This is a genomic window from Vandammella animalimorsus, from assembly GCF_002285285.1.
GTDB classification, from domain to species: Bacteria; Pseudomonadota; Gammaproteobacteria; order Burkholderiales; family Burkholderiaceae_C; genus Lampropedia; species Lampropedia animalimorsus.
This window is the reverse complement of the sequence record NZ_NSJF01000003.1, coordinates 239193-264077: the sequence shown is the minus strand read 5'-3', so window position 1 is coordinate 264077 and position 24885 is coordinate 239193. Positions and strand designations below refer to the sequence as shown.

Sequence of the window (24885 nt, the reverse complement as noted above, 5' to 3'; positions counted from 1 at the left end):
TCAAATATCGAGCTTGTGAAACACCCAGCGCGGCAGGTTGCGGATGACCAGCATGATCAGCGCCCATTTGGCCGGGGCATAGACCACGGGGCGGCCAGCCTCGATGGCGCGCACGATGCGCTGGGCCACGGCCTGGGCGCTGGCCAGGCGCGCGCCGCCTTGCTTGAGGTGGGCCGTCATCGGCGTGTCGGTCGGGCCGGGCTTGGCCAGCGTCACGCGCACGGCCGTGCCGGCCAGGCGGTGCTGCAGGCCCTGGGCGTAGCGTTCGAGCAGGCCCTTGGCCGCGCCATAAACGTAGTTGCTCTTGCGCCCGCGATCCCCGGCCACGGAGCCGATGATGCATATGCGGCCATGGTTGGCCTGCTGCATGGGGCCGGCAAAGGCCTCGGCCAGCAGCGCTGGCGACAGGCCGTTGATCTGCAGCGCCTGCTGCGCGGCGCGCAGCTCGCTCTGGCATTGGGCCTGATCGGGCAGCGCGCCGTGGGCGATGAGCGCGATGTCCACGCGGCGCCGGGCCTGCGCGCTGCGCGCCAGGGCTGCTGCGGCGTCCGGGTCGTCGAAATCCAGCGTTTGCACCTGGGCGCTGACGGCCGCGCCGCGCGCGCGCAGGTCGGCTGCGACTTGCTCGATGCGCTGCGCATCGCGGCCCACCAGCAGGAACTCACAAGGGCCTTGTTCGGCCCAGATGCGGCAGCATTGCTGGGCAATGTGGGAGGTGGCGCCGATGACGACGATGTATTGGCTTGTGCTCATGGTGTGGTGTGGGTGGTGCAGGGGGATGCGGGCGTTGCAGGGGTTGCGGGCCGCCTGGCTCATGAGCCCAGCAGGCGGCGCGACATGGCCGAGCTGATGCCCGGGTCGCGGTAGGGCAGGAACTGCGCCAGCTGTGGGTAGCTGGCCTGAAAGAGTTCGGCGGGCATGCGCGCGTCTTTGGCCGGGTAAAGACGCCCGCCGGCGGCGCGCACGATGGCGTCCAGCGCCTCGAACAGCCGCAGCGTGGCCTGGCCCCGGTTGGGAAAGTCCAGCGCCAGCGTAATGCCCGGTTGCACGAAGCTGAGCATGCCGGGCGCCGGGCGCTGGCCGAAGGTCTTGAGCACGGCCAGGAAGGAGCCCTGGCCGCTGCGCGCAATCTGCTCCAGCAGCGCGGCAATGGCATCGGCCCCTACCGGCCCGGCCGCGCCCGGCGCGGGCGCGAACGGGATCACGCATTGGTACTGGTAAAAGCCCCGTGGCCCGTACATGCGGTTCCAGTGCGCCAGCCCATCGAGCGGGTAGAAAAATGGCCGGTAATGGCTGACGGCGCCACCGGCCTGGCCCGCCGCAGTGGCCTGCGCGCTGCGGCGCTGCAGGTGGTAGTAGGCCCAGTTGAAGGCGCGCAGGCTCAGCGGGTTGACCAGCGACAGCGGCGGCGTGACGGGCATGCTGCGCTGGGGCTGTCGCGGTGCATGCGCGGGCGTGGCCTCGTGCGCCTGGCAGTGGTTGGCGCGCATGAAGATGCCGCGCCCTTGAGGATGCAGGCAGTCGATCCAGGCCACGGTGTATTCCCAGTCGGCTTCGGACTGCTCGGCCAGCGGATAGAAATCAGCCAGGCGCTCGAAGGCGATGCTTTGCGCCTTCAGCCAGGGGCCGGCCACGCGGCGCAGTTGCAGCGTGGCCTCGGTGATCAGCCCGGTCAGGCCCAGGCCGCCGATGGTGGCGCGCAGCCAGTCCTCGTGTTGGCCGGGGGCGCAGGCGATGCGACGCCCATCGCTGCGCAGCAGCGTCAGCGCACGCACGTGCTCGCCAAAGCTGCCCATGACGTGGTGGTTCTTGCCATGGACATCGTTGGCGATGGCCCCGCCGACGGTGACGAACTGCGTGCCGGGGGTGACGGGCAGCATCCAGCCGCGTGGCGCCAGCAGGCGCTGGATCTCGCCCAGCTGCACCCCAGCCTGGCAGCGCAGCAGGCCTTGCTGGGCGTCAAATTCCAGCCATTGATCCAGTGCGCGGCCCAGCCACAGCGCCCCGCCGGGGTTAAGGCAGACGTCGCCATAGCTGCGCCCCATGCCATGCGGCAGCACGCTGGCGCCCTGCGCCGCCTGCGGCCAGGGCTGCTCTGGGGCCAGTGCATCGGGCGCCAGCAGCTGGTGCTCGGCCGCCTGCAGCCGCCCCCAGGCGCTGACGGGCACGGTGGCCGGCGTGGTGGCCTGGCGCTGGCTGGCGTTCATGCCCATGGCAGGCCCAGCATGCCCAGCGCCAGCGTGGCGGCAAAGGCCAGGCCGCACAGCAGGCTGGTGCGGTCCTTGATGGCGAAGAACACCGGGTCGTCGTGCATCTGGCCGCGGTGCGCCTGCAGCCACAGCCAGCTGATCCAATAGACCAGCACGGCAATGGCCAGGAAGATGGCCTCGGGCAGGCGGTACATCGTGCGCGCGGTATTGCTGTCCAGGTACAGGGCCAACAGCACGGCGGCGGCGTAGCCCGCACCCACGCCCAGCGCCTGCACCAGCGGCGCATCCTGGGCTAGATAGCCGCGCCCGTGGGCGCTGGCCTGGCCGCTGCCGCGCTGCGCCAGCATGTGCAGCTCGGTGTAGCGTTTCAGAAAGGACAGCGAGAGGAACATGAAGCCCGAGACGCCGAACAGCCAGTGCGACAGCACCAGGCCCACGGCCGCCGCGCCGGCGACGATGCGCAGCGTGTACAGCCCGGCCAGCGTCAGGCAATCGAGCAGCACCAGGCGCTTGAGGCTCAGCGAATACCAACAGGTCAGCGCAAAGTACACCGCCAGCCAGGCCAGAAAGGCCGGGCCGACCAGCAAGCCCAGCCCCAGGCTGGCGGCCAGCAGCAGCGGCGCCAGCGCCACGCCCCAGGCTACGGGGATGCGGCCGCTGGCGAAGGGGCGCTGGCATTTGCGAGGGTGTTGGCGATCGCTTTGCAGGTCGAGCAAATCATTGCCGATGTACACCGCCGAGGCGCACAGGCTGAAGGACAAAAAGGCCAGCAGCAGCAGCCCCCAGGCGCCGCCGTTGCCGAACTGCTGCGCCGCCAGCAGGGGCACGAACAGCAGCAGGTTCTTGAGCCATTGGTGCGGGCGCAGCGTGCGCAGCAGGCTGCGCGCATCGCGCGCGGGCGTGGGGAAGCTGCGCGCCACATTGCCTTGCTGCTGCGCTGCCTGCTGCACGGCAGGGGCCGCGTTGGCGACGATGGCCTGGCGCGCCTGCTGCCAGACGGGCAGGTCATCGCGCGAATTGCCCACGTAGTCAAAACCCTGCGCGCCGTAGCGCTGCACCAGGGCCTGGGCCTTGCGGGCGGCCGTGAGGTTGTGCTGCCCATCGCTGGCGATGACGGCGCTGAACAGGCCCAGATGTTCGGCCACCGCCTGGGCCACGCGCTGGTCGGCCCCGGTGCACAGCACCAGCGTGCGGCCCTGGGCCTGCTCGGCGCGCAGCCATTGCAGCAGCTCCTGGTGGTAGGGCAGGCTGGCGGCATCCAGCGGGTTGCGCTCGGCCAGGGCCTGCTTGAGCCGGGCCTTGCCCTGCTGCAGCCAGGCGGGAATGCGCAGCGCCTGCCACAGGCTGTTCTTGCATTGCGCCAGGGCCAGCTCTTGCAACGAGTCGGTCAGGATCAGCGTGCCGTCCAGATCGACGACCAGCGGGGGTGAGGTGGGGGTTGGCATGGGTTTGATGGCGGCCTCGGTGGGCGAATAGCGGCCTGGCGTCAGGTCTGGTTCAAGCGGCCTGCTGCAGCCAGTGCTGCACCAACGGCGGCACCAGCTCGGTGGCGCGGCCAGGGCGGAACTGGTAGTGCGGCGGCACCTGCTGCACATCCAGCGCGATGAGGATTTTCTCGGCATGGGGCGGGGCCTCTTGCACGAGCGCGGCGACGGGGAAGACCGACAGCGAGGTGCCTACGACCAGCACCTTGTCGGCGCTGGCCATGGCCTGCAGCGCCTCGTCCAGGTACAGCACGGCCTCGCCGAACCAGACCACGTGCGGGCGCAGCTGGCTGCCGTCGGGCGCCAGCTCGCCCAAGGCGATGTCGGGCTTGCTCAGTGGCACGATCAATTGGCTGTCGCGGCTGCTCTGGCCTTTGGTGATCTCGCCGTGTACGTGGATGACGCGCGCCGAGCCCGCGCGCTCGTGCAGGTCGTCGATGTTCTGCGTGATGACCGTGACCTCGTAGTGCTGCTGCAGTTGCGCCAGCGCCAGGTGCGCGGCATTGGGCTGGGCGGCGCGCACTTCGCGGCGGCGCAGGTTGTAAAACTCCAGCACCAGCGCGGGGTTGGCGGCATAGCCTTCGGGGGTGGCCACTTCGTCGATGTGGTACTCGTGCCAATAGCCGTCGAAATCGCGGAAGGTACGCAGCCCGCTCTCGGCGCTGATGCCCGCGCCGCTGAAGACGACGATGTGCTGTTTCATGCATGCCTCCTGAGGGTGCGCCAGCGCAGCCTGTGCTTGCGCGCGGGGATGCGGCAGGCGTAAAAAAACCTCCTGATCAGGAGGTCGTCGCAGCCTTGCATATGGCCCTGGCCCATGCTGCTGTTGCAGCATTGGTAGGCGCGATTGGATTCGAACCAACGACCCCCACCATGTCAAGGTGGTGCTCTAACCAACTGAGCTACGCGCCTGTTTGCCGAAGCCCGCGATTATAGGGGTGTTTTTGGCCGTTGCTGGAAAACTGGTGCAATTTTTTGTTTGCCCTGCTGGCGCGTGCATGGCAGGCGCTGGCCTGGCCGGGGATAATCGCGGCCTTGGCTGCGGCCTTCCCCATGAGAATCTCTCACCGCTCATGTGCCGCTGCCTGCCTGTATGGGATGCACCATGACCACCACATTCAGCCCTGAATTGCTGCTGCCGGCCGGTTCGCTGGAAAAAATGCGCGCCGCCTACGATTTTGGCGCCGATGCCGTGTACGCCGGGCAGCCGCGCTACAGCCTGCGCGCGCGCAACAACGAGTTCCGCCTGGAGCAGCTCCAGCAAGGCATCGAGGAAGCCCACGCGCGCGGCAAAAAGTTCTTCGTCACCAGCAATTTGCTGGCGCACAACGACAAGGTGCGCACGTATCTGCGCGACATCGAGCCGGTTATCGCGCTCAAGCCCGACGCGCTCATCATGGCCGATCCGGGTCTGATCATGCTGGTGCACGAGAAGTGGCCGCACGTGCCCATCCACCTCTCGGTGCAGGCCAACACCACCAATTCCACTTCGGTGAAGTTCTGGCAGAAGGTGGGCGTCTCGCGCATCATCCTCTCGCGCGAATTGAGCCTCAAAGAGATCGAGCAAATCCGCCAGGACTGCCCCGACATGGAGATCGAGGTCTTCGTGCATGGTGCGCTGTGCATTGCCTACTCGGGCCGCTGCCTGCTCTCGGGCTATTTCAATCACCGCGACCCCAACCAGGGCACCTGCACCAATGCCTGCCGCTGGGACTACAAGACCCACGCCGCCGCCGTCGACCCGAACACGGGCGAGGCGCTGGCCATTGACCAATTGGGCCGGGACTTCAGCTTCCAGGGCCTGCAGGAAGAAGCCGACAAGGCCTTTTCCGCTTGCGGCGACGGCATTCGCCACCCCAAGGCCGATCAGGTCTATCTGATCGAGGAGGTGGGCCGCCCCGGCGAGCTGATGCCCATCATGGAAGATGAGCATGGCACCTACATCATGAACAGCAAGGACTTGCGCGCCGTCGAGCACGTCGAGCGCCTCACGCGCATCGGCGTCGATTCGCTCAAGATCGAGGGCCGCACCAAAAGCCTGTACTACGTGGCGCGCACAGCCCAGGTGTATCGCCGCGCCATCGACGATGCCGTGGCCGGCCGCCCCTTCAACCCTGAGCTGATCACCGAGCTGGAGGGCCTGGCCAACCGGGGCTACACCGGCGGCCTGCTGGAGCGCCGCCCGGCGCACAGCTACCAGAACTACGAGACCGGCCACTCCGTGGCCCAGCGCAGCCAGTTCGTGGGCGAAGTGCGCGGCGTGCGCGCCGATGGCTGGGTGGAGGTGGAAACCAAAAACCGTTTCGCCGTGGGCGACACGCTGGAAATCATCCACCCCAGCGGCAACCGCCTCATCAAGCTGGAAACCATGCAAAACGCCGATGGCGCGTCGATTGACGTGGCCGCTGGCAACCCGCTGCGCGTGTGGTTCCCGCTCGAAGGGCCGGCCCAGGGGGCGCTGGTGGCGCGCCTGCTGCAGCCTGCGGCGCAGCAGGCCGGCGGCGCTGCCTGAACAGGGAAGGCGCAGGCATGGCATTGCACATTGCGCTGATTGGCATGCCGGCCATCGGCAAGACCACCATCGGGCGCAAGCTGGCGCGCCACTACGGGCGGCCCTTCGTCGATCTGGATCACGTCATCGAGCAGCACATCGGCTGCCGCATCGCCGAATACTTCGAGCGCATGGGCGAGGCAGCTTTCCGCGATGTTGAAAGCCGCGTATTGGCCGAGCAATTGCAGGGCAGCGAACCACTGGTCATCTCCACCGGCGGCGGCATCGTGCTGCGGCCCGAGAACCGCGCCGCGCTGCGCCAGCACAGCCACGCCATTTACCTCAGCGCGCCGCCAGAGATGCTGCTGCAGCGCGTGCGCCAGGACCGCACGCGCCCGCTGTTGCAGGTGGCCGACCCGCTGCAGCGGCTGCGCGAGCTGCACGCCCAGCGCCAGCAGCTTTATCAAGACACGGCCGATTGCACCGTGCATGTTGAAGGCCTGGGCATGCGCGGCACTCTGCAAGCCATCGAGCGCCATCTGCGCCCGCTGGGCATTTGCCCGCAGCCAGCCAGCCACGCGCCTGGTGGCGCCCCTGGTTGAAGGGCCGCGCCGCTGCTTGTTTTTTCGTCTCTTGTTTTTCAGCCCGCCCCTGGGCGGCACGCCAAGCACATGAACCCATCCACCCCCCAGACCAGTGCAGCGGACGCAGCCATCGACCTCGTGCCGATCGCGCTGGGCGAGCGTTCCTACCCCATTTTGATCGGCCAGGGCCAGGCGCTGTGGCAACAGGCCCAGGCGCACTTCCCGGCTGGCAGCAGCGCCTACATCGTCAGCAATGAGCGCGTCGCGCCGCTGCTGGCCCAGGCCCTGCGCCAGCGCCTGCAGCCGCACTACGCCAAGGTCGAAACCATCGTGCTGCCCGATGGCGAGGCGCACAAGAATTGGCAGGTGCTCAACCAAATCTTCGACGTGCTGCTGGCGCAGGGCGCTGACCGCAAGACGGTGCTGTATGCGCTGGGCGGCGGCGTGATCGGCGACATGACCGGCTTTGCCGCCGCCTGCTACATGCGCGGCGTGCCCTTCGTGCAAGTGCCCACGACGCTGCTGGCGCAGGTCGATTCCTCGGTGGGCGGCAAGACCGCCATCAACCACCCACAGGGCAAGAACATGATCGGCGCCTTCTACCAGCCGCGCCTGGTGGTCTGCGACCTGGACACGCTGCAGACCCTGCCGGCGGCCGAATACAGCGCCGGCCTGGCCGAAGTCATCAAATACGGCCCGATCTACGACATGGCGTTCTTCGACTGGCTGCAAGAGCACATGCCCGAGCTGATGGCGCGCCAGACCGAGGCGCTGCGCCACGCCATCCGGCGCAGCTGCGAGATCAAGGCCGCCGTGGTCAGCGCCGATGAAACCGAGGCCGGGCTGCGCGAAATCCTCAACTTCGGCCACACCTTCGGCCATGCCATCGAGGCCGGCATGGGCTACGGCCAATGGCTGCACGGCCACGCCGTGGCCGCCGGTATGGTGCTGGCCACGGCGCTGTCGCAGCGGCTGGGCCTGGCCGTGCAAGACGACTTCGCCGCCCGCCTGCAGACCCTGCTGCAACAGGCCCAACTGCCTGTGCAGGCCCCGCCGCTGGCCGCCGATGCCGCCGCCAGCGCCCAGCGCTACCTGGAGTTGATGCGCGTGGACAAGAAAACCCAGGCCGGGGCGCTGCGCTTCGTGGTGTTGCAGCAGCCGGGCAAGGCCATCACGCAAAAGGTGGACGACGCCACCGTACAGGCTTTGCTGCTGCAGGCGCTGGCGTAGCAAAACGCCGCCATGGCGGGCTGTGGCCCCATGGTGTGGCTTTGCGCCCTGCAGGCCGCCCCAAAAGAAAAGATGTGTGCGGCGCTGCGGCCCGTGAGGTGGTTTTCAAGCCAGCGGGCGCAAGCCCTGCGTCAATTGCGCCATCAGCTCGGCCGCTGGCAGGGCCTGGGCCAGTGGAGCGCCTTGCCCAGCCCAGTGGGGGGCCGCCTGCCGTGCCGCTTCGTACAAGGTGGCACAGCCGCCTTGCCCATCGGCAGGCAAGTGGGCCAGGGCAGCGAGCAATTGCTTGGTTGCGTCATAGGCCACTGGGTAATCGGGCGGTGGCGGTGCATCGGGTGCTTGGCCATAGGCCATGAAGGCGCTGGCAATGCCGCGCGCCGGGCGGCCCGAGAGCACCGCTGTCATCCGCGTTTGTGCAGCGCGCGGCGATTGCAGGTCGGCGCGGTAACGCGCATTGGCGGCCGACTCTGGGCACAGGATGAAGGCCGTGCCCAGCTGCACGGCGGCGGCGCCCAGCGCCAGCGCCGCTTGCACCCCTGCCGCATCCATGATGCCGCCTGCGGCCACCACCGGCAGCCGGTTGCGGCGCACCAGTTGCCGCAGCAGCACAGCCGTGCTCAGGCCTTCATCGGGTGCTTGCGGATCGAACATGCCCCGGTGCCCGCCAGCTTCGATGCCCTGGGCCACGATGCCATCAAGCCCGGCCTGCTCGATGGCCTGGGCCTCCTGCACGCTGGTGGCCGTGGCCAGCAAGCGGATGCCTGCCTGGCGCAAGGCTTGGATGCAGTCGGCCGGCGGCAGTCCAAAGTGAAAGCTGACCACTGCCGGGCGCTGCGCCAGCAGCATCTGCAGCATGTCCTGATCCTCCACAAAACTGCGGTAGATCTCGCTCAAGCCCTGCGGCGCGGCCGCGCCTGCCTGAGCGAACAGAGGCGCCAAATGGGCCAGCCAGCGCGCTTCGCACGCCGCATCGCGCCGCGCCGGGGCATGGCAAAACACGTTGACGTTGAAAGGCCGCGAGGTCAAGGCGCGCGTCTGCTCGATCATCTGCTGCGCCTGCGCCGCAGTGCTGGCGCCCAGGCCCAGCGAGCCCAGCCCGCCAGCATTGGACACCGCCGCCGCCAGCTGCGGCGTAGCCACTCCGGCCATGGGTGCCTGGATGATGGGCCAGGCCATGCCCAGCTGGGCCAGCAGCGGTGCTGAAGCCTGCATGGCAATCTGCTCCTTTGAAATGTGTGAATGCCTGTGTCGAGGGGCCTTTGACTGCGCTGCCCCCCAAGCGCAAAACAGAGGCGGTTATACGCCAAAACCGCATGACGCAAGGCCAAGCGCTGCCAGGCCAGTCATGGATGAATCCCTGCGGACGATGCAACAAGACACGCCGCCCCAACGCAAGCCAACTGCGAACAGGCTTTGCCATCCACCCCCAATGCCGCAGGTATAGTGCGCCTTGCTTTGCCCGGCACCGCACGCCCGGCCCACCATGCTTGCCCATGCCCGCCCTGACCCTCTCGCAACTGCCCCAGCACCTCACGCAGCGCCTGGCGCCGCTGTATGTCCTGCACGGCGACGAGCCGCTGCTGGAGCAAGAGGCGCTGGATGCGTTGCGCGCCGCAGCGCGCGCCCAGGGCTTTACCGAGCGCAGCGCTTTTGTTGGCTCGGCCACCCAGTTCGACTGGTCGCAGGTGCTGGCCGCCAGTGCCAGCCAAAGCCTGTTTGCCCAGCGGCAGATCGTTGAAATCCGCCTGCCCACCGGCAAGCCCGGCAAGGAAGGCGCTCAGGTGCTGCAGCAGCTGGCCGAGCAGGCCGCCGCCAGTGGCCCCAGCGCCGATGCCACTTTGCTGATCGTGCTGCTGCCGCGCGCCGATCGCAGCATGCAGCAAACGCCCTGGTTTGCCGCCATGGAGCAGGCCGGCGTGGTGCTGCGCATCGACCCCGTGGCGCGGCGCGACATGCCTGCCTGGCTGGCGCAGCGCCTCAAGGCCCAGGGCCAGAGCGTGGCCAGCGGCGAGGAGGGCCTGCAGACGCTGGCTTTCTTCACCGAATGCGTGGAAGGCAATCTGATGGCCGCGCACCAGGAGGTGCAAAAGCTGGGCCTGCTCTACCCGCCAGGCGTGCTTTCGCGCGAGCAGATCGAGGCCAGCGTGCTCAACGTGGCGCGCTACAGCCTGCAGGATTTGTCCGAGGCGATCCTCTCGGGCCAAACCTTGCGCAGCCAGCGCGTGTTGGCCGCCTTGCTGGCCGAGGGCGAGGCCGCCGTGCGCCTGCACGGCGTGCTGGCTGGCGACATCCTCAGCCTGTACCGGGCGCGCCAGGCGCTGGACGACGGCGCGCCCATGCCGCAAGCGCTGCGCCTGGCGCGTGCCTGGGGGCCGAAGGAAAAACTGCTCGAACGCCTATTGCCCAAGCTGCGCCTGCCCGCGCTGGCGCGGCTGCTGCAATCGGCCCATGTGGTCGATGGCATTTGCAAGGGCCTGAAGCACCCGGCCTGGCCGCAGGATGCGCCCGCTGCGCTGCAGCGCCTGGGCATGCAGATGTGCCGTCTGGCGCACAGTGCCCGTTGAGCGTTGGCGGTTGGCGGTTGGCGCTACAGGGTCAGCGCGCCCCGTGCCAGCAGCACGGCCGCCAGCGGGATGGGGGCCATGAGATGGGCTTGCAGCATCAGCCAGCGGCGCGTGCGTCGCAGTTCATCGGCGCTGGGCAGGGCGCCCGTTTGCTGCAGGCTGGAGTGCCAGGCGGTGATGCGCCGGTGTGCTTGCCAGCCGCACCAGCCCATCAGCGCAAACAAGGCCAGCTTGGCGTGCAGCAGCGGCTGGCTCCAGAGCCAGGCGGCATCCTTGACGCCCAGGTGGATGCGCGCCAGGCCGGTGAGCAGCACGGCCAGGGTGCAGGCCAGCACCCAGCGATCAAGGATGCGCAGGCGCCGCAGGGCGTCGGCGTTGGCCCATTGCGGGCGGCACAGCACGGCCATGGCGGTGATGAAGGCGGTCAGGCCGAGGATGGCCGAGAGGTGTGCGAAGGCCAGCAGGGATTCGAGCAGCATGGCGGTATTGGGCAAAAGTGTGGCAGCCCCAGCTGTGCATGACGCGCCCCCGAGCAGCCTGGGCTGCGCGGGGGCCGAGAGCCTGTTTGAAGATGCTCAGCCGGCGCTGCCCAGCGCTTGCAGCAGCAAGTCGTGGATGCCGCCAAAGCTGCCGTTGCTCATGCAGACGATGTGGTCGCCGGGCTGTGCGGCGCTGGCGACGGCCTGCACCAAGGTCTGGAGCTGTTCGTGAACCTGGGCCTTGAGGCCCAGTGGCGCCAGTGCGCTGGCCACATCCCAGCCCAGCTGCGGGTTGTAGGCGAAGACCAGGTCGGCCACTTGCAGCGCTGCGGGCAGTTGCGCGGCCATGGTGCCCAGCTTCATGGTGTTGCTGCGCGGCTCGAACACGGCCAGCACGCGCTGGCCGGCTGGCAGTTTGCGGCGCAGACCGTCCAGCGTGGTGGCGATGGCTGTGGGGTGATGGGCGAAGTCGTCATAGACCTGTACGCCGCATGCGCTGCCGCGCAGCTCCATGCGGCGGCGTACGCTCTCGAAGCGCGCCAGCGCGTGCGCGGCATCGGCCACGGGCACGCCCACGTGTTCGGCGGCGGCGATGGCGGCCAGGGCGTTGAGCTGGTTGTGGCGGCCGCTGAGCGCCCATTGCACCTGGCCGAGCGCCTGCCCATCGCGGCAGACGCTGAAGTGCTGGTCGCTGCCCTGGGCGGTGAGGCTGTGCTGCGCCAGCGCAGCTGGGGCGTGCGCGCCGGGTTGGCCGAAGCCGCGCAGCTCGCTCCACAGGCCTTGCTGCAACACGCGGGCGAGGTTGGCGTCCTCGGCGTTGCAGAGGATGCGGCCCTGGCCGGGCACGGTGCGGATCAGGTGGTGGAACTGGCGCTCGATGGCGGCCAGGTCGTCGAAGATGTCGGCGTGGTCGAACTCCAGGTTGCCCAGCACCAGGGTGCGCGGGCGGTAGTGCAGGAACTTGCTGCGTTTGTCGAAGAAGGCGGTGTCGTACTCGTCGGCCTCGATGACGAAGCAACTGCGCTGGCCGGGCGGCGCGGCGCGCCCAGGCCGGGCGGAGATGCCGAAGTTCTGCGCGATGCCGCCGATCAGAAAGCCCGGCTCCAGGCCATTGGCCTGCAGGATCCAGGCGAGCATGGAGGCCGTGCTGGTCTTGCCGTGCGTGCCGGCCACGGCCAGCACGTGGCGCCCGGGCAGGATGTGCTCGGCCAGCCACTGCGGGCCGCTGGTGTAGGGCAGGCCTTGGTCGAGGATGGCTTCCATCAGCGGGTAGCGCGGCTTGCCATCGGCCAGGCGCGCGCGGCTGACGACGTTGCCGATGACGTAGCAATCGGGCGCCAGGGCGGTTTGCGCGGGGTCGTAGCCTTCGATGAGCTCGATGTCCAGCGCACGCAGCTGATCGCTCATCGGCGGATAGACCTGGGCATCGCAGCCGGTGACGGTGTGGCCGCAGGCTTTGGCCAGAGCGGCCACGCCGGCCATGAAGGTGCCGCAGATGCCGAGGATGTGGATGTGCATGGTGCTGCTCAGGCGCCGGTGGCGAAGCTGTCGACGTCCAGGCCGTCGAGCTGGTAGTTTTGCGGCCCGCGCGTGGCGATCTTGCGCGCGGCCACTTCATTGCCCAGGCGGGCGCATTGCGTCAGCGACCAGCCGCGCTCCAGCCCGTACAGCAGCGCTGCGCGCCATGCATCGCCGCAGCCGGTTGGATCCAGCGGGTGTTGTACTTCCAGCGCGGGGATGCGGGTTTTCTCGCCCTGCACCCAGATGTCGCAGCCCTGCGCGCCCAGGGTGACGATCAGGCCTTGAACCTGGTGCGAGATGTCCTTGAATGACAGGCCGGTGCGCTCGACCAGCAGCTGGCCTTCGTAATCGTTGACGGTGACCCAGCTGGCCTGGCTGGTGAGCTGACGCAGCTCGGCGCCGTTGAACATGGGCAGGCCCTGGCCGGGGTCGAACACCCAGGGCAGGCCCAGCGCGCTGAGCTGCTGGGCATGGCTGAGCGTGGCCTCGCGCCCATCGGGCGAGAGGATGGCCAACTTGATCTGCTCGGGCAGCTGCCCGATTTCGTTTTTGTGCGCTTGGGCCATGGCGCCGGGGTGGAAGGCGGTGATCTGGTTGTTGTCCAGATCGGTCATGATCATGGCCTGGGCGGTGTAGGCATCGGGCAGCTGCATCAGGTAGCGGCAGTCGATGCCCAGCTCGCGCAGGCGCTGCTGGTAGTCGTTGCCATCCTGGCCGATGGTGGCCATGGGCAGGGGCTGGCCGCCCAGCAATTGCAGGCCGTAGGCGATGTTGCCGGCGCAGCCGCCGTAGTCGCGGCGCAGGGTGTTGACCAGGAAGGACAGGTTCAGGATGTGCAGCTGGTCGGGCATGATCTGCTGCGCGAAGCTGCCTTCGAAATTCATGATGGTGTCGAATGCCATCGAACCACATACCAGGACGGCCATCGTCGATTCCTTTCTAGCGAAGAGGTGGTGGGGTGGGGCCGGCGCGGGGCGGCCAGCGGCGCTGCCGGGTCAGGGCGAGGCCGGATAGAAAATCTGCAGCTGATAGTCGGTCACGGCCTGCGCATACTGGCTCAGGCGCAAGGTCTGGCGGCCTTGCCAGCTTTGGCCGGGGGCAATCTCCATGGGGGCATCGGCCATGTCAGCGGGCGAGAGCGGGCGGCGAATCAGTGTGTTGCCGCCATGGTCGCGCAGGCTCAGCCACAGGTGCGGCGTTTGCAGCCAGAGCTGGCTGGGGTTGCGCACCGTCCATGACAGGGTGAAGACGTCATCGCCTTCGGCCTGGAAGGTGGAGCCATCGAGCACCAGTTGCTCGATGGCGCGCAGCGGGGCAACGGTGCAGCCCAGCAGCTCGCACAGCGATTGCATGCGCGATTTCATGGCTGGGCTGGTGGCGGCGATGCGGTCGCGCTGCTGCAGCACGACCTGTAGCGCCAAAAGAAGCGCCAAAACGGCGGCGAGTACGCCCAGACCGGCCTTGACCCCAGGGTGTGACCAGAATGCTTGGCGCGCGGCCTGGCGTACGAAGTTCAGCTCCTGGGTTTCGCTGAAGGCGGTGCGGTAGACCTCGCGCAACGATTCATCGGCGTCTGCGCGCAGCGCATCGTCCAGGTCGGTGAGGCGTTTTTCCCGTCGGGCAGAGCCTTTCTTTGGGGCAGGGTCTGTGCTGCCTGGCAGGCTGCTGGGCTGGCCAGAGGCTGGCTGGCTGGCGGGGGCGGCAGCGCTGTCGGCAGGCTCCTGGCTTTTCTTGCGCAAAGTGGCAGGCGGCGGGCTGACGGCCTTGGTCTTGCCCGGCTGCTTGCGCGATGCGCTTTTACCGGTCGTGGCCGGCGGCCGGGAGCCGCGGGCGCCTGCTGCTGCGCTTGGCGATGCTGCGGGCTCGGGCTCGGGCGTTTTGTCCACCAGCACGGCCGGGGCCAGCACGATGGCGTCAGCGGGCACATCATTGGCCGCAGCAGCACTGGGCGCATCGTCGGCTGGCTCGGGCGTGGCTGGGCTGCCTGGGGCATCCTGGGACTGGGCTGCGGCCTGCATGGCCTGCCAACGCTCCAGCTCTTTCTGGAAGGCGTCGATGTGGCTGTTGTCATCGTCGGCGGCAGCAGGCGCAGGCGCAGGCGCGTTGGCGTTCTGCGGAGCCGGTTGTTCTGCAGACAGTGGGCTGTTGTCGAATGCGGCGTCCGGCAGATCGGCCAGGGCAACGGCTTCGATCAGCTCGACATCGGCGGCGTCCAGTTGCTGCTCGGCAAAGGGCTGTTCGGCGGGGGCCTCGGCAAGCGGTTCGGCCAAGGCGGAGGGCGTGGCCGCTTCGCTGGCCGGCGCCTGGGGCGCGGGCTTTTCGGCATCCGCACCGGCCCCCACATCGGCAGCGGGCAGCGTGTCGACCGGGCTGGAGGGGGAGAAGGTTTCCGACAACTCCTTGAGCCAGCGCTCGGTGGGACGCTCCTCAATGGGGCGCTCGGTGGAGTGCGCGGTGAAATGGCCGGATTCAGCCAGCGGGGCCTTGTCCGTCAGGGCTGGGGAGGCCAGGTCGTCTGCAGGCGGATTGGAGAAGCTCGCCTTGGCTTCGTCATGCTGCTTGTCTGGCGCCGTAGCAGGCGCTTGTGCTGCTGTAGCGGCTGGCAGCGTGGCGTTGGCCTGATTTGCTGCGGGGCCGGCAAGCTCGCTCTCGCTGCCAAGCAGCAATTGGGATGAGCCTTGAGGCTGCTGGGATTGGCTGGTGGGTGTCAGGTCTGACGGGCCTGGCGAGGCTTGAGCGCCATCTTGTTCTGCCACAAGGTGCTGGGTGGCATCGAAGATGTGGTGGCAGCGCCCGCAGCGTACCCAGCCTTGCGAGGCGTGCAACTGGTCTGCAGAGACCTTGAAGCGGGTCTCGCAGCTTGGGCAGCGGGTGACGGATGGCATGCGGGCGGTGGGGATGGCAAAGGCCCGTATTGTGCCCGAGAGTGGCGCGTGCAAAGGGCTGGCGCCGCCGCGCACCAGGGCAGGGCGGGCGCAGCAGACGGTCAGCGCTCGCGCAGATACGGGCTCTCAGGCAGGCCGCTGTGCGGTCATCAGAATCCAGCCGTCCTGCGTGTCGGCCACTTGCAGCGCCAGCCAGGGGGCGTAGGCCTGTTGCAGCAGCTCGGCCTGGCGCTCGAGGATACCGGCCAGCACCAAGTGCCCGCCGGGGGCGACGTGGCTGCACAGCAATGGCGCCAGTACCTGCAGCGGGTTGGCCAGGATGTTGGCGAGCACGACGTGGTAGCGCTGGTCGCTGATGATGTCGGGCAGGCCACAGCGCAGTGCAACCTGGTTTTTTTCGGCATTGCTGGCGGTGGCGGCGATGGCGGCCTCGTCGATGTCCACGGCGTCCACCGGGGTGGCGCCGAACTTGGCTGCGGCAATGGCCAGGATGCCTGAGCCGCAGCCGTAATCCAGCACGCTGCGCTGGGCCAGGGCCTGGCCGGCTTCGTGCTGGGCGGCCAGCCAGCGCAGGCACATGCGGGTAGTGGGGTGTGTGCCGGTGCCAAAGGCCATGCCCGGATCGAGCGCGATGCTGGTGCGCGCCTGGCTGGGCACTTCATGCCAGCTGGGTACGATCCAGAAATCGGGTGTGATGTCCACGGCGCTGAATTGCGCCTGGGTGAGGCTGACCCAGTCCAGGTCAGGCACTTCCTCCAGACCTTGCAGCTGGCAGCCGGCGTAGAAATCCTGCAGTGCCAGCAGTTGCTGCGCCTCATGGGCCTGTTGCCGTTGGCTGAACAGCGCACTGACGGTGCTGCGCAGCCAGGCCTGGCGTTCGGGCTCCATGCCTGGTTCGCCAAACAGCGCTTGCTCGGCCTCGGTCTGGGCGTCGGCGTCCTCGACGGAGACGCTCAGTGCGCCCAGGGCGTCGAGCGCTTCACTGATGGTTTCGACCCGCTCTTGCGGGCACAGCAGGGTCAGGGCGTACATACAGAGGTACGGGCAAGTGGAGGGCTGTGTGGTACGGGCGCGGCCAAGGCCGAGCCCGGCGTTCAGGGGCGTGTGGCGTGTTGCTCAAGCCACTTTTCCAGGTAGTGGATGTTGGTGCCGCCAGCAATGAAGTTGGCGTCCAGCAGCAGCTCGCGGTGCAGCGGGATGTTGGTCTTGATGCCTTCGACGATGGTTTCCAGCAGGGCGCTGCGCATGCGCGCCAGGGCTTGGTCGCGGCTGTCGCCATAGACGATGAGCTTGCCGATCATCGAGTCGTAGTTGGCCGGCACGGTGTAGCCGGAGTACATGTGCGAATCCACGCGCACGCCTGGCCCGCCCGGGGCGTGCCAGGTGCTGACCTTGCCTGGCGAGGGGGTGAATTTGTATGGGTCCTCGGCGTTGATGCGGCATTCGATGGCATGGCCGCGCAGCTGGATGTCCTTTTGTGTGAAAGGCAGCTTCTCTCCTGCGGCCACGAGGATTTGCGTCTTGACGATGTCAATGCCGGTGATCATCTCGGTGACCGGGTGCTCGACCTGCACGCGCGTGTTCATCTCGATGAAATAGAACTCGCCGTTTTCATACAGGAACTCGAAGGTGCCTGCGCCCCGGTAGCCCAGGCGTTTGCAGGCTGCAGCGCAGCGCTCGCCGATTTTTTCGATCAGGCGGCGCGGAATGCCGAAGGCCGGGGCCTCTTCAATGACTTTCTGGTGACGGCGTTGCATGGAGCAATCGCGCTCGCCCAGGTGCACGGCGTTCTTGTGGGTGTCGGCCAGCACCTGGATTTCGATGTGGCGCGGGTTCTCCAAGAACTTCTCCATGTACACGGCCGGGTTGCCGAAGGCGGCCTGGGCCTCGCTCTTGGTCATTTGCACCGCGCCCAGCAGGGCTGCCTCGGTGTGCACCACGCGCATGCCGCGCCCGCCGCCACCGCCTGCGGCCTTGATGATGACCGGATAGCCGATCTTGCGGGCGATGGCGCGGATCTCGGCCGGGTCGCTGGGCAGCTCACCTTCGGAGCCGGGCACGCAGGGCACGCCGGCCTTGATCATGGCTTGCTTGGCCGAGACCTTGTCGCCCATGATGCGGATGGATTCGGCCGTCGGCCCAATGAAGGCAAAGCCGCTTTTTTCCACGCGCTCGGCAAAGTCGGCGTTCTCGCTCAGAAAACCGTAGCCGGGGTGGATGGCCTGGGCATCGCTGACCTCTGCGGCCGAGATGATGGCGGGCATTTGCAGGTAGCTCTGGTTGGCGGGTGCAGGGCCGATGCAAATGGCCTCGTCGGCCAGGCGCACGTACTTGGCATCGCGGTCGGCCTCGGAGTACACCATGACCGATTTGATGCCCAGCTCGCGGCAGGCGCGCTGGATGCGCAGGGCAATTTCGCCGCGGTTGGCGATCAGGATTTTCTTGAACATGCGGGAAGTCTCGTGTGCATGGGGCCGGCTTGGCTGCGCCGTGCTGCGTCAGTTGTCGCAGCCTCGACGAGGCTGCGGCCTGGGTTCAAGCGTGCCCCGGTGCAGCCTTGGGCGGATCGGCAGATCCATAGTGGCCGGCATGGCCACGCCGAAACGAAGGCAGTGCGACGGGCGTGGGCGCCGTGCAGCGGTGCCTTCTGGTGAACGGGTTATTCGATGATGAACAGCGGTTGACCGTATTCGACAGCCTGGCCGTTCTCCACCAGGATTTGCTTGATGGTGCCGGAGCGATCGGCCTCGATCTCGTTGAGGATTTTCATCGCCTCGATGATGCAGACGATCTGGCCTTCCTTGACCTGTGTGCCGACTTCGACAAAGGCATCGGCCGAGGGGTTGGGGGCGCGGTAGAAGGTACCGACCATCGGCGCTGTGATGCTGGCTCCGGCAGCGGCTGGGGCTGCTGCGGTGGCGGGGGGCGCGGCCTCTTGCTGCGGGGCGCTGGCTGCGGGGGCGATGGCGGTCAGCGCCGGTGCAGCCGCTACGGGCGCAGGCACCAACACCGGGGCGCCGCCCTTGACGATGCGCACCTTGCCTTCGGCTTCGGTGATTTCCAGTTCCGTCACATTCGACTCGGACACCAGGTCGATCAGAGTCTTCAGTTTCCTCAGATCCATAAAGTTTCAGGCTCCAGAAAAAAACACGATGCCGCGGAAACCTTGAAGTTGATTTCTCGTGGCGGATGGCGCGAAATTGCTATTTCGTGCCAAATTTCGTTTGAGAGTTAAAGATTGCGGGATTGGCGCGCTGGGTTGGCGTTTGCCTCGCACCTGGGAGTGGCGATGCGCGAGCTCACTTTTGAGAGGGGCAGGCACGGCCGGCTATGTCCGTATCGCGCGTGCGATCAAACCCGGCATTCTACGGCCATTGCTCTAAGGGCCTTGCCGAGGGCGCTTTGGTGCCTGCGGTTCATGCCAGCAGGCCCTGCCACTGCTGCAGGTCGGCCGGTTCGATCTGCCCCAGCTTTCGCGCTCGGATCTGGCCCTGGGCATCGGCCAGGACCGTCAAGGGAAGGCCGCCTGTTCCCCCCAGGGCGCGGGCCAGCTCCATGCCTTGGCCGCCGCCAGCAATGGCGATGGGAAAGTCCAGTGCCATGCGCTGGGCGAAGCGTTGCACGTTCGGCAACGTATCAACGGCAATGCCAACGACGGCCCAATCAGGCCGCTGGCGCTGGAATTGGTTCAGCAGCGGCAGCTCCTGTATGCAGGGGGCGCACCAGGTGGCCCAGAAATTCAGCAGCAGCGGGCGGCCCTGGTAATCGCGCAGCGCCAATTGGCGGCCGTCGAGCCGGGGCAGGGCGATGGACCACAGCGCGGCCTCGGCCGCCGAGTGCTGCCGCCGCAGCCAGCCCCAATAGCCGCCAGCGCCAGCGGCGGCCAGCGCCAGGCCGCCGCCCCAGAGCAGCCATTGGCGGCGCCCCGGCCTGAGGTGGGCACCATGGCCCTCATGATTGGGCAAAGGGGGGGGCACAGGGCTTGGGGCAGGAGCAGCAGTCTTCATGGCTTGGGCGATTGTGGCATGGCGCCAGTCTCGGCCATGCGGGCCTGCAAGCCCTGCAACGTGCCGCGCGGCGCTTGACCGTCGGCATCGGCCTGCAGCGCGCCGCGCAATGCCTGGCTGGGGTTGTTCCACAGGCACAGCAGCACCTGCGGTTGCAGTGCAGGATGCTGCGTGGTCACGTGCACGCCCAGTACTTCTGTGGGCTGGCCGCCCAGGCCTTTGGCCTCTTGGGTATCGAAGTCCAGCCCATGGTTGAGCAGCCAGATGGGCAAGGCCTTGCTGTCGTCGCAGAACAGCTGCAGGTGAATCGGGCTCCAGTGCGTGGCTGTGCCGTTCCAGACGGCGCCGCCCAGCAGCGGCTCGAACTCGGCCAGTTGCTGCATCCAGTGCGCGGCGATGTCACGCAGGGCCTGCAGCACTTGGGGCTGGGTGTCGGCGTGAAACAGTGCGATGTGCTCGCGCACGGCGTCTTCGACGCTGCGATTGTCGGGCAGAGCGGTGTTGGGGCGCAGGCCCAGCTGCTTGAGCGCGCGCTGCTTGGCGGGCCCGATCTCCAGGCCTTCGTCCACGATCAGGGCGGCGGCGGCCTGGGCGATTTCCTGTTGCAAGGAAGTGTGCATGGCGATGGGGGCGTGTGAGTGTGTGAGGTGCAAAGTCTTGGCGGGGCTGTCAATGCAGGTGCGCATTGGGCCAGTGGATGGCTCATCCCTGGCTGTGGCAGGCAGGGCTGTGAAATTCGCGTATCCTCTTGGCCCGCGTGAGGCAGGCCCTGGCATGCTGGCACGGATTGTGCGCCAGGATGAATGCCATGGCTGGGCTCTGGCATTGCCGCGTGGTTTTGTGCAGCAGCGTGGCGCGCCATGATCAACAGAATTGATATTCAGAGATGACTTCCACCCCAGTTGTTGCACCATTCAAACCCGTTTGGAAATCCCGCTTTGCGGCGCTCAAAGCGGCCATTGACGATTTGCCCCAGGCTTTCGAGGCTCTGCAAGCTTGTGCGCTGGTGGAGGTCACCACGGGCATGGTGTTGCACAGCACAGGTGCGCTGATGGAGGATGGCGCACTGGCTGAAGCCGCAAGCAATTACTGGCGTATCTACCAGCGCCACGGCAGTTTTTTTGAAACCCTCGGGCCACTGCGCTATTGCGTGCTGATGCACCAACAAATGCGCATGACCATCGTGCCCTGTACTGCAGACATGGTGCTGGTGCTGCTCAGCCAAGATGGCGTGGCGCTGAACTGGCAGGCCGTGCTGGCCCAGGCGGCGCAGATTGGCCGGCTGGCGCGCCAGCTGTGACGAACAAACAGGCGCTTTTCTTTCTTTTATGGCAACGATCAAACAAACCCTGGATGAGCTGATGACGCTTGAAGGCGCGCTGTGCTGCGCCGTGGTGGACAGCAGCAGCGGCATGATGCTGGCCTCGGCCGGCGCCGGTATCGATTTGGAAGTGGCTGCCGCCGGCAATACCGAGGTGATGCGCGCCAAGATCAACACCATGCGCGCATTGGGCCTGCACGATGTGATCGAGGACATCCTCATCACGCTGGGCAAGCAGTACCACATCATGCGTCCGGCCTCGCGCAAGGACGGCGTGTTTCTCTACCTGGTGCTCGATCGCCAGCGCTCCAACCTGGCGTTGGCGCGCCGCAAGGTGTTCGATGCCGATCAGACGCTGATGTTTTGAGCCTTCCTATGAACCTGCTGTTCGTGGCCGATGCACTGGCCAGCTTCAAGATCCACAAGGACACCACCTACGCCATGATGCGCGAGGCGCAGCGGCGTGGCCACGGCATCGCCGTGTGCGAGCCGCGTGCGCTGTACTGGCAGCGCGGCGCGCGTGTGAGCGCCCAGGTGCAGCACATTGAGCTGCTGGCCCAGCCCCCGGCCGATGGCCCTTGGTGGCAGCTGCTGCGCCAGGGCGAGCAGGCTTTGGCCGATTTCGATGCCGTGCTGATGCGCAAGGATCCGCCATTTGACAGCGAGTTCTTCTACTGCACGCACCTGTTGAGCCAGGCCGAGCGCGAGGGCGCCAAGGTTTTCAATCGCCCGGCGGCGTTGCGCGAACACCCGGAGAAGCTCGACATCCTGGAGTTCCCGGAGCTGATCGGCCCGACCCTGGTCACGCGCGAGCCCGAGCGCATCCGCGCCTTCCACGCCGAGCATGGCGACATCATCCTCAAGCCGCTCGATGGCATGGGGGGCATGGGCATCTTCCGCGTCGGCCCCGATGGCCTGAACCTGGGCAGCATCATCGAAACCCTCAATGCCCATGGCAGCACCTCCGTCATGGTGCAGCGTTACCTGCCCGAGATCCGCCAGGGTGACAAGCGCCTGCTGCTCATTGACGGCCAGCCCGTGCCTCATGCGCTGGCGCGCATTCCGCAGGGCAGCGAAATCCGCGGCAACATGGCCGTGGGTGGCAAGGCCGTAGCCCAGCCGCTGAGCGCGCGTGATGCCGAAATCGCCGCGCGTCTGGGGCCGGTGCTGGCCGCGCGCGGTCTGTTGCTGGTGGGCGTGGACGTGATCGGCGACTGCGTGACCGAAATCAACGTCACCAGCCCAACGGGTTTTCAGGAAGTCACCGCGCAGACTGGCTTTGACGTGGCCGCGATGTTCCTGGATGCGCTGCAACGCCGCCAGCCTGACTGGTGAATGTGCGCTATCCTCTGGCGCTTTTGCATACGCTCGCGCCCTGCATGGGCGCGGCAGCCTGCCCACGCGATGAATGCCAGCGGTTGGCGGCGGCCTCTTGGTGGCCGCCCTGCTGTCTGGCAGCAATCCCCCAATAGATAGACCCCTGAGAGGGCCCCCGTGCCAGCCAGGCATTGCCCTAGCCCATGCGCTATGCGCCGTGCGCCAGGCCTGGCGGTTTTCTTGCGGGCAGCAGGCCCGTGTAGCTACATCGACAACGCAAGATGAGTGCCTTTAACGAAGAACGCGTTCTCTCCATCCATCATTGGAACGACACCCTGTTCAGCTTCACCACCACGCGCGATGCCTCGCTGCGCTTTTCCAATGGCCACTTCACCATGATTGGCCTGCGCGTGGATGGCAAACCGCTGCTGCGCGCCTACAGCATCGCCAGCGCCAACTATGAAGAGCATTTGGAGTTCTTCAGCATCAAGGTGCCCAATGGGCCATTGACCTCGCGCCTGCAGCACATTCAGCCCGGCGACACCATTCTGGTGGGCAAAAAGCCCACCGGCACTTTGCTGCTGGACTATCTGCTGCCGGGCAAGCGCCTCTACCTGCTGGCCACCGGCACCGGGCTGGCGCCGTTTCTGTCCACCATCCGCGACCCGGAAACCTACGAGCGCTTCGAGCAGGTCGTGCTTGTGCACGGCACGCGCTTCGTCAACGAGCTGGCCTATCAGGAGCTCATCACCCGCACGCTGCCCGAGCACGAAATCCTGGGCGAATACGTCAAGGGCAAGCTGCTGTACTACCCGACGGTGACGCGCGAGGACTACCACCACCAGGGCCGCATCACCACGCTGATCGAGAACGGCAAGCTCTTTGCCGACCTGGGCCTGCCGACGATCAACCGCGCCGAGGACCGCATCATGATCTGCGGCAGCCCGGCCATGCTGTTTGACCTCAAGACCTTGTTTGAGCAGCGCGGCTTCATTGAAGGCAATACCTCCACGCCGGGCGAGTTCGTCGTCGAGCGCGCTTTTGCCGAGAAGTGAGCGGCAAAGGCGCTTATTCAAAGCCTCTGCACGAATCGCGGCAGGCACCTGACGGCTGAATTCGTGCAGACCTTCTCAGAGCCTGTTCAAAATCTTTGCACGGCGGTCAAGAGAGCGGATTTGGGCGCTCTGCTGCGTTGCAAAGCCTCGCCATAGCCCCAGCTATGGCTGCGTTTTGCGCCTTGCAGCCCATCCCAAACCGCTTCTTGCCCACTCGCGCCGAGATTTTGAACAGGCTCTCAAGGGGCCGGGCGTGCTGCCCGTGCGCCCTGCGCACAGAGGCTCTCAGGCCGCCGCAGCCTGTCGGGGCGCGATCTGCTGCAGCGCATCGCGCAACTGCGCGACGCTGCGTTCGATGTGCTGCAGTTTCTCCAGCCCGAACAAGCCCAGGCGGAAGCTGCGGAACTCCTCGCCCTCGCCGCACATCAGCGGCACGCCGGCAGCGGCCTGGATGCCGACCTGCAGGAATTTGCGTGTGTTCTGGATGTCAGGGTCGTTGGTGTAGCTGACCACTACGCCAGGCGATTGAAAGCCAGGCGCGGCCACGCTGGTAAAGCCATGCGCTTGCAACAGTGCGCGCACCTGCGTGCCCAGCTCGATCTGCCGCTCGCGCAGGAAGTCCCAGCCCAGGGCCTGGGTCTCCAGCATGGTGTCGCGCAGTTGCAGCAGGGCATCGGTGGGCATGGTCGTGTGGTAGGCGTGTTGGCCGCGCAAATAGCCTTCGGCAATGTGCAGCCATTTCTTCAGATCGCAGGCAAAGCTGCTGCTGCTCGTGGCCTCAATGGCTTGGCGCGCGCGCTCGGAGAACATGACCATGGCGCAGCAGGGCGTGCTGCTCCAGCCCTTTTGCGGTGCCGAAATCAGCAAATCCACGCCGCAGCGCTGCATGTCCACCCAGATCGCGCCCGAGGCAATGCAGTCCAGCACCAGCAGCGCGCCCACCTCATGCGCTGCATCTGCCAGTGTGCGGATGTAGTCATCGGGCAGCAGGATGCCGCTGGCGGTCTCGCAATGTGGGGCGAAGACCAGCTCCGGGCGTTGCCGGCGAATCTGCTCGGCCACCTCTTGCGCAGGCATGGGCGCCCAAGGTGACTGCGCGTCATCGCCCAGCTGCCGGGCCTGGCAGATGGTGGCCGTGCCGCCGAAGTGGCCGGCCTCGAAGATTTGCGACCAGCGGTAGCTGAACCAGCCATTGCGTACCACCAGCACCTTCTTGCCGTGGGCGAACTGGCGCGCCACCGCCTCCATGCCAAAAGTGCCGCTGCCCGGCACCAGCGCCGCGCTGTGGGCGTTGTAGACGCTGTGCAGCGTGCGCAGAATGTCCTGCATCACGCCGACGAAGCGTTGCGACATGTGGTTGAGGGCGCGGTCCGTATAGACCACGGAGAATTCGAGCAAACCGTCGGGATCGACGTGGGGCAGCAGGCCGGGCATGGATGTCTTGTAGGCAATGGATTGGGTGTGAGGGCAGCGCGCGCTGTGCGGGCTATGGCCGATGAATGTATGAAGGCGGCGCGCACCGAGGCGCGGCAAGCATACCGTAGAACCAGCTCGGCCCAGCCCGCCGACGCCGCGCCGCTTGCGACCAATGTGCGTTGCAGATCAGGCGGGAAAGCAAGACGCGCGCCACCGCAGTGGCCCCAGCCGTTGCGGTGGCGCCGTAGCGCAGCAAATGGCCCGATCTTGCGGATGAGTGCGGCACGAGGATTTTTGAGGACAGGCTCTAAAATACCGCGC

The 24885-nt window shown here is 66.9% G+C and carries 23 protein-coding genes and 1 tRNA gene; 8 read left to right on the top strand and 16 right to left on the bottom strand.

The annotated features are described in order from the left end of the window. The 5 genes from CK620_RS07685 to CK620_RS07665 form a co-directional block, all read right to left on the bottom strand. Positions 1–753 carry an SDR family NAD(P)-dependent oxidoreductase gene (locus CK620_RS07685; RefSeq protein ID WP_095549923.1) on the bottom strand — a complete coding sequence of 251 codons (753 nt, stop codon included), beginning with the start codon at positions 751–753 and terminating at the stop codon, positions 1–3. A gap of 59 nt (positions 754–812) precedes the next feature. Then, positions 813–2213 (bottom strand): FAD-binding oxidoreductase, encoded by a 1401-nt coding sequence (locus tag CK620_RS07680; protein ID WP_238946062.1) that lies wholly within the window; start codon positions 2211–2213, stop codon positions 813–815. Further along, entirely contained in the window at positions 2204–3655 is a 1452-nt protein-coding gene (locus tag CK620_RS07675; protein WP_095549802.1) for a UbiA family prenyltransferase, read from the bottom strand. Before CK620_RS07675 ends, CK620_RS07680 begins: the two co-directional genes overlap by 10 nt. A gap of 52 nt (positions 3656–3707) precedes the next feature. Further along, positions 3708–4397 carry an SIR2 family NAD-dependent protein deacylase gene (locus tag CK620_RS07670; RefSeq protein WP_095549801.1) on the bottom strand — a complete coding sequence of 230 codons (690 nt, stop codon included), beginning with the start codon at positions 4395–4397 and terminating at the stop codon, positions 3708–3710. 132 nt (positions 4398–4529) lie between these two features. Beyond that, positions 4530–4606, bottom strand: a tRNA-Val gene (locus CK620_RS07665). Between the two features lie 193 nt (positions 4607–4799). Here CK620_RS07665 and trhP point away from each other — a divergent pair. The 3 genes from trhP to aroB all read left to right on the top strand — a co-directional run bounded on the left by trhP (position 4800) and on the right by aroB (position 7999). Continuing rightward, complete coding sequence (gene trhP / locus CK620_RS07660) at positions 4800–6206, top strand: prephenate-dependent tRNA uridine(34) hydroxylase TrhP (RefSeq protein ID WP_095549800.1); 1407 nt, start codon at positions 4800–4802, stop codon at positions 6204–6206. 17 nt (positions 6207–6223) lie between these two features. Further along, positions 6224–6787: a shikimate kinase gene (locus tag CK620_RS07655; protein WP_095549799.1), complete on the top strand. Its 564-nt coding sequence runs from the start codon at positions 6224–6226 to the stop codon at positions 6785–6787. 69 nt (positions 6788–6856) lie between these two features. Further along, on the top strand, positions 6857–7999 hold the full coding sequence (gene aroB / locus CK620_RS07650) for a 3-dehydroquinate synthase (RefSeq protein ID WP_095549798.1): 1143 nt from the start codon (positions 6857–6859) through the stop codon (positions 7997–7999). Positions 8000–8104: 105 nt separating this feature from the next. Here aroB and CK620_RS07645 read toward each other — a convergent pair whose 3' ends face one another. Continuing rightward, positions 8105–9211 carry an NAD(P)H-dependent flavin oxidoreductase gene (locus CK620_RS07645; RefSeq protein WP_095549797.1) on the bottom strand — a complete coding sequence of 369 codons (1107 nt, stop codon included), beginning with the start codon at positions 9209–9211 and terminating at the stop codon, positions 8105–8107. Positions 9212–9492: 281 nt separating this feature from the next. On the opposite strand from CK620_RS07645, the gene holA reads away from it, so the two are divergent. Then, positions 9493–10563, top strand: a complete 1071-nt coding sequence (holA, locus tag CK620_RS07640; RefSeq protein ID WP_095549796.1) for a DNA polymerase III subunit delta — start codon at positions 9493–9495, stop codon at positions 10561–10563. Positions 10564–10586: 23 nt separating this feature from the next. Here holA and CK620_RS07635 read toward each other — a convergent pair whose 3' ends face one another. From CK620_RS07635 to CK620_RS07595, 9 genes are all read right to left on the bottom strand, one after another. Next, the gene (locus CK620_RS07635) at positions 10587–11042 is read right to left on the bottom strand and encodes a DUF2214 family protein (protein ID WP_095549795.1); all 456 of its coding nucleotides are present in this window, start codon (positions 11040–11042) and stop codon (positions 10587–10589) included. 96 nt (positions 11043–11138) lie between these two features. Continuing rightward, positions 11139–12560, bottom strand: a complete 1422-nt coding sequence (gene mpl, locus CK620_RS07630) for a UDP-N-acetylmuramate:L-alanyl-gamma-D-glutamyl-meso-diaminopimelate ligase (RefSeq protein WP_095549794.1) — start codon at positions 12558–12560, stop codon at positions 11139–11141. An 8-nt stretch (positions 12561–12568) separates the two neighbouring features. After that, positions 12569–13489 carry a carbohydrate kinase family protein gene (locus CK620_RS07625; RefSeq protein ID WP_095549793.1) on the bottom strand — a complete coding sequence of 307 codons (921 nt, stop codon included), beginning with the start codon at positions 13487–13489 and terminating at the stop codon, positions 12569–12571. Positions 13490–13558: 69 nt separating this feature from the next. Next, complete coding sequence (locus tag CK620_RS07620; protein WP_095549792.1) at positions 13559–15448, bottom strand: zinc-ribbon and DUF3426 domain-containing protein; 1890 nt, start codon at positions 15446–15448, stop codon at positions 13559–13561. Between the two features lie 126 nt (positions 15449–15574). Beyond that, positions 15575–16480, bottom strand: coding sequence for a 50S ribosomal protein L11 methyltransferase (prmA, locus tag CK620_RS07615; protein ID WP_095549791.1), 906 nt, complete (start codon positions 16478–16480; stop codon positions 15575–15577). Positions 16481–16542: 62 nt separating this feature from the next. Continuing rightward, complete coding sequence (gene accC, locus CK620_RS07610; protein WP_095549790.1) at positions 16543–17898, bottom strand: acetyl-CoA carboxylase biotin carboxylase subunit; 1356 nt, start codon at positions 17896–17898, stop codon at positions 16543–16545. A 209-nt stretch (positions 17899–18107) separates the two neighbouring features. After that, positions 18108–18572 carry an acetyl-CoA carboxylase biotin carboxyl carrier protein gene (accB, locus tag CK620_RS07605; protein WP_095549789.1) on the bottom strand — a complete coding sequence of 155 codons (465 nt, stop codon included), beginning with the start codon at positions 18570–18572 and terminating at the stop codon, positions 18108–18110. 292 nt (positions 18573–18864) lie between these two features. Next, entirely contained in the window at positions 18865–19413 is a 549-nt protein-coding gene (locus CK620_RS07600) for a TlpA family protein disulfide reductase (RefSeq protein ID WP_238946061.1), read from the bottom strand. A 38-nt stretch (positions 19414–19451) separates the two neighbouring features. Further along, positions 19452–20075 (bottom strand): hypothetical protein, encoded by a 624-nt coding sequence (locus CK620_RS07595; protein WP_095549921.1) that lies wholly within the window; start codon positions 20073–20075, stop codon positions 19452–19454. Positions 20076–20341: 266 nt separating this feature from the next. On the opposite strand from CK620_RS07595, the gene CK620_RS07590 reads away from it, so the two are divergent. The 4 genes from CK620_RS07590 (at position 20342) to CK620_RS07575 (ending at position 23148) form a co-directional block, all read left to right on the top strand. After that, the gene (locus CK620_RS07590; protein WP_124855863.1) at positions 20342–20755 is read left to right on the top strand and encodes a hypothetical protein; all 414 of its coding nucleotides are present in this window, start codon (positions 20342–20344) and stop codon (positions 20753–20755) included. A 28-nt stretch (positions 20756–20783) separates the two neighbouring features. Then, positions 20784–21143 carry a hypothetical protein gene (locus CK620_RS07585; RefSeq protein WP_095541508.1) on the top strand — a complete coding sequence of 120 codons (360 nt, stop codon included), beginning with the start codon at positions 20784–20786 and terminating at the stop codon, positions 21141–21143. An 8-nt stretch (positions 21144–21151) separates the two neighbouring features. Beyond that, a complete protein-coding gene (gene gshB / locus CK620_RS07580) occupies positions 21152–22111 on the top strand; it encodes a glutathione synthase (RefSeq protein WP_095549787.1) in 960 nt (319 codons plus the stop codon). A gap of 263 nt (positions 22112–22374) precedes the next feature. Next, a complete protein-coding gene (locus CK620_RS07575; protein WP_095549786.1) occupies positions 22375–23148 on the top strand; it encodes a ferredoxin--NADP reductase in 774 nt (257 codons plus the stop codon). 285 nt (positions 23149–23433) lie between these two features. Here CK620_RS07575 and CK620_RS07570 read toward each other — a convergent pair whose 3' ends face one another. Beyond that, positions 23434–24582, bottom strand: a complete 1149-nt coding sequence (locus CK620_RS07570) for an aminotransferase class V-fold PLP-dependent enzyme (protein WP_095549785.1) — start codon at positions 24580–24582, stop codon at positions 23434–23436. Between the last annotated feature and the right edge of the window lie 303 nt (positions 24583–24885).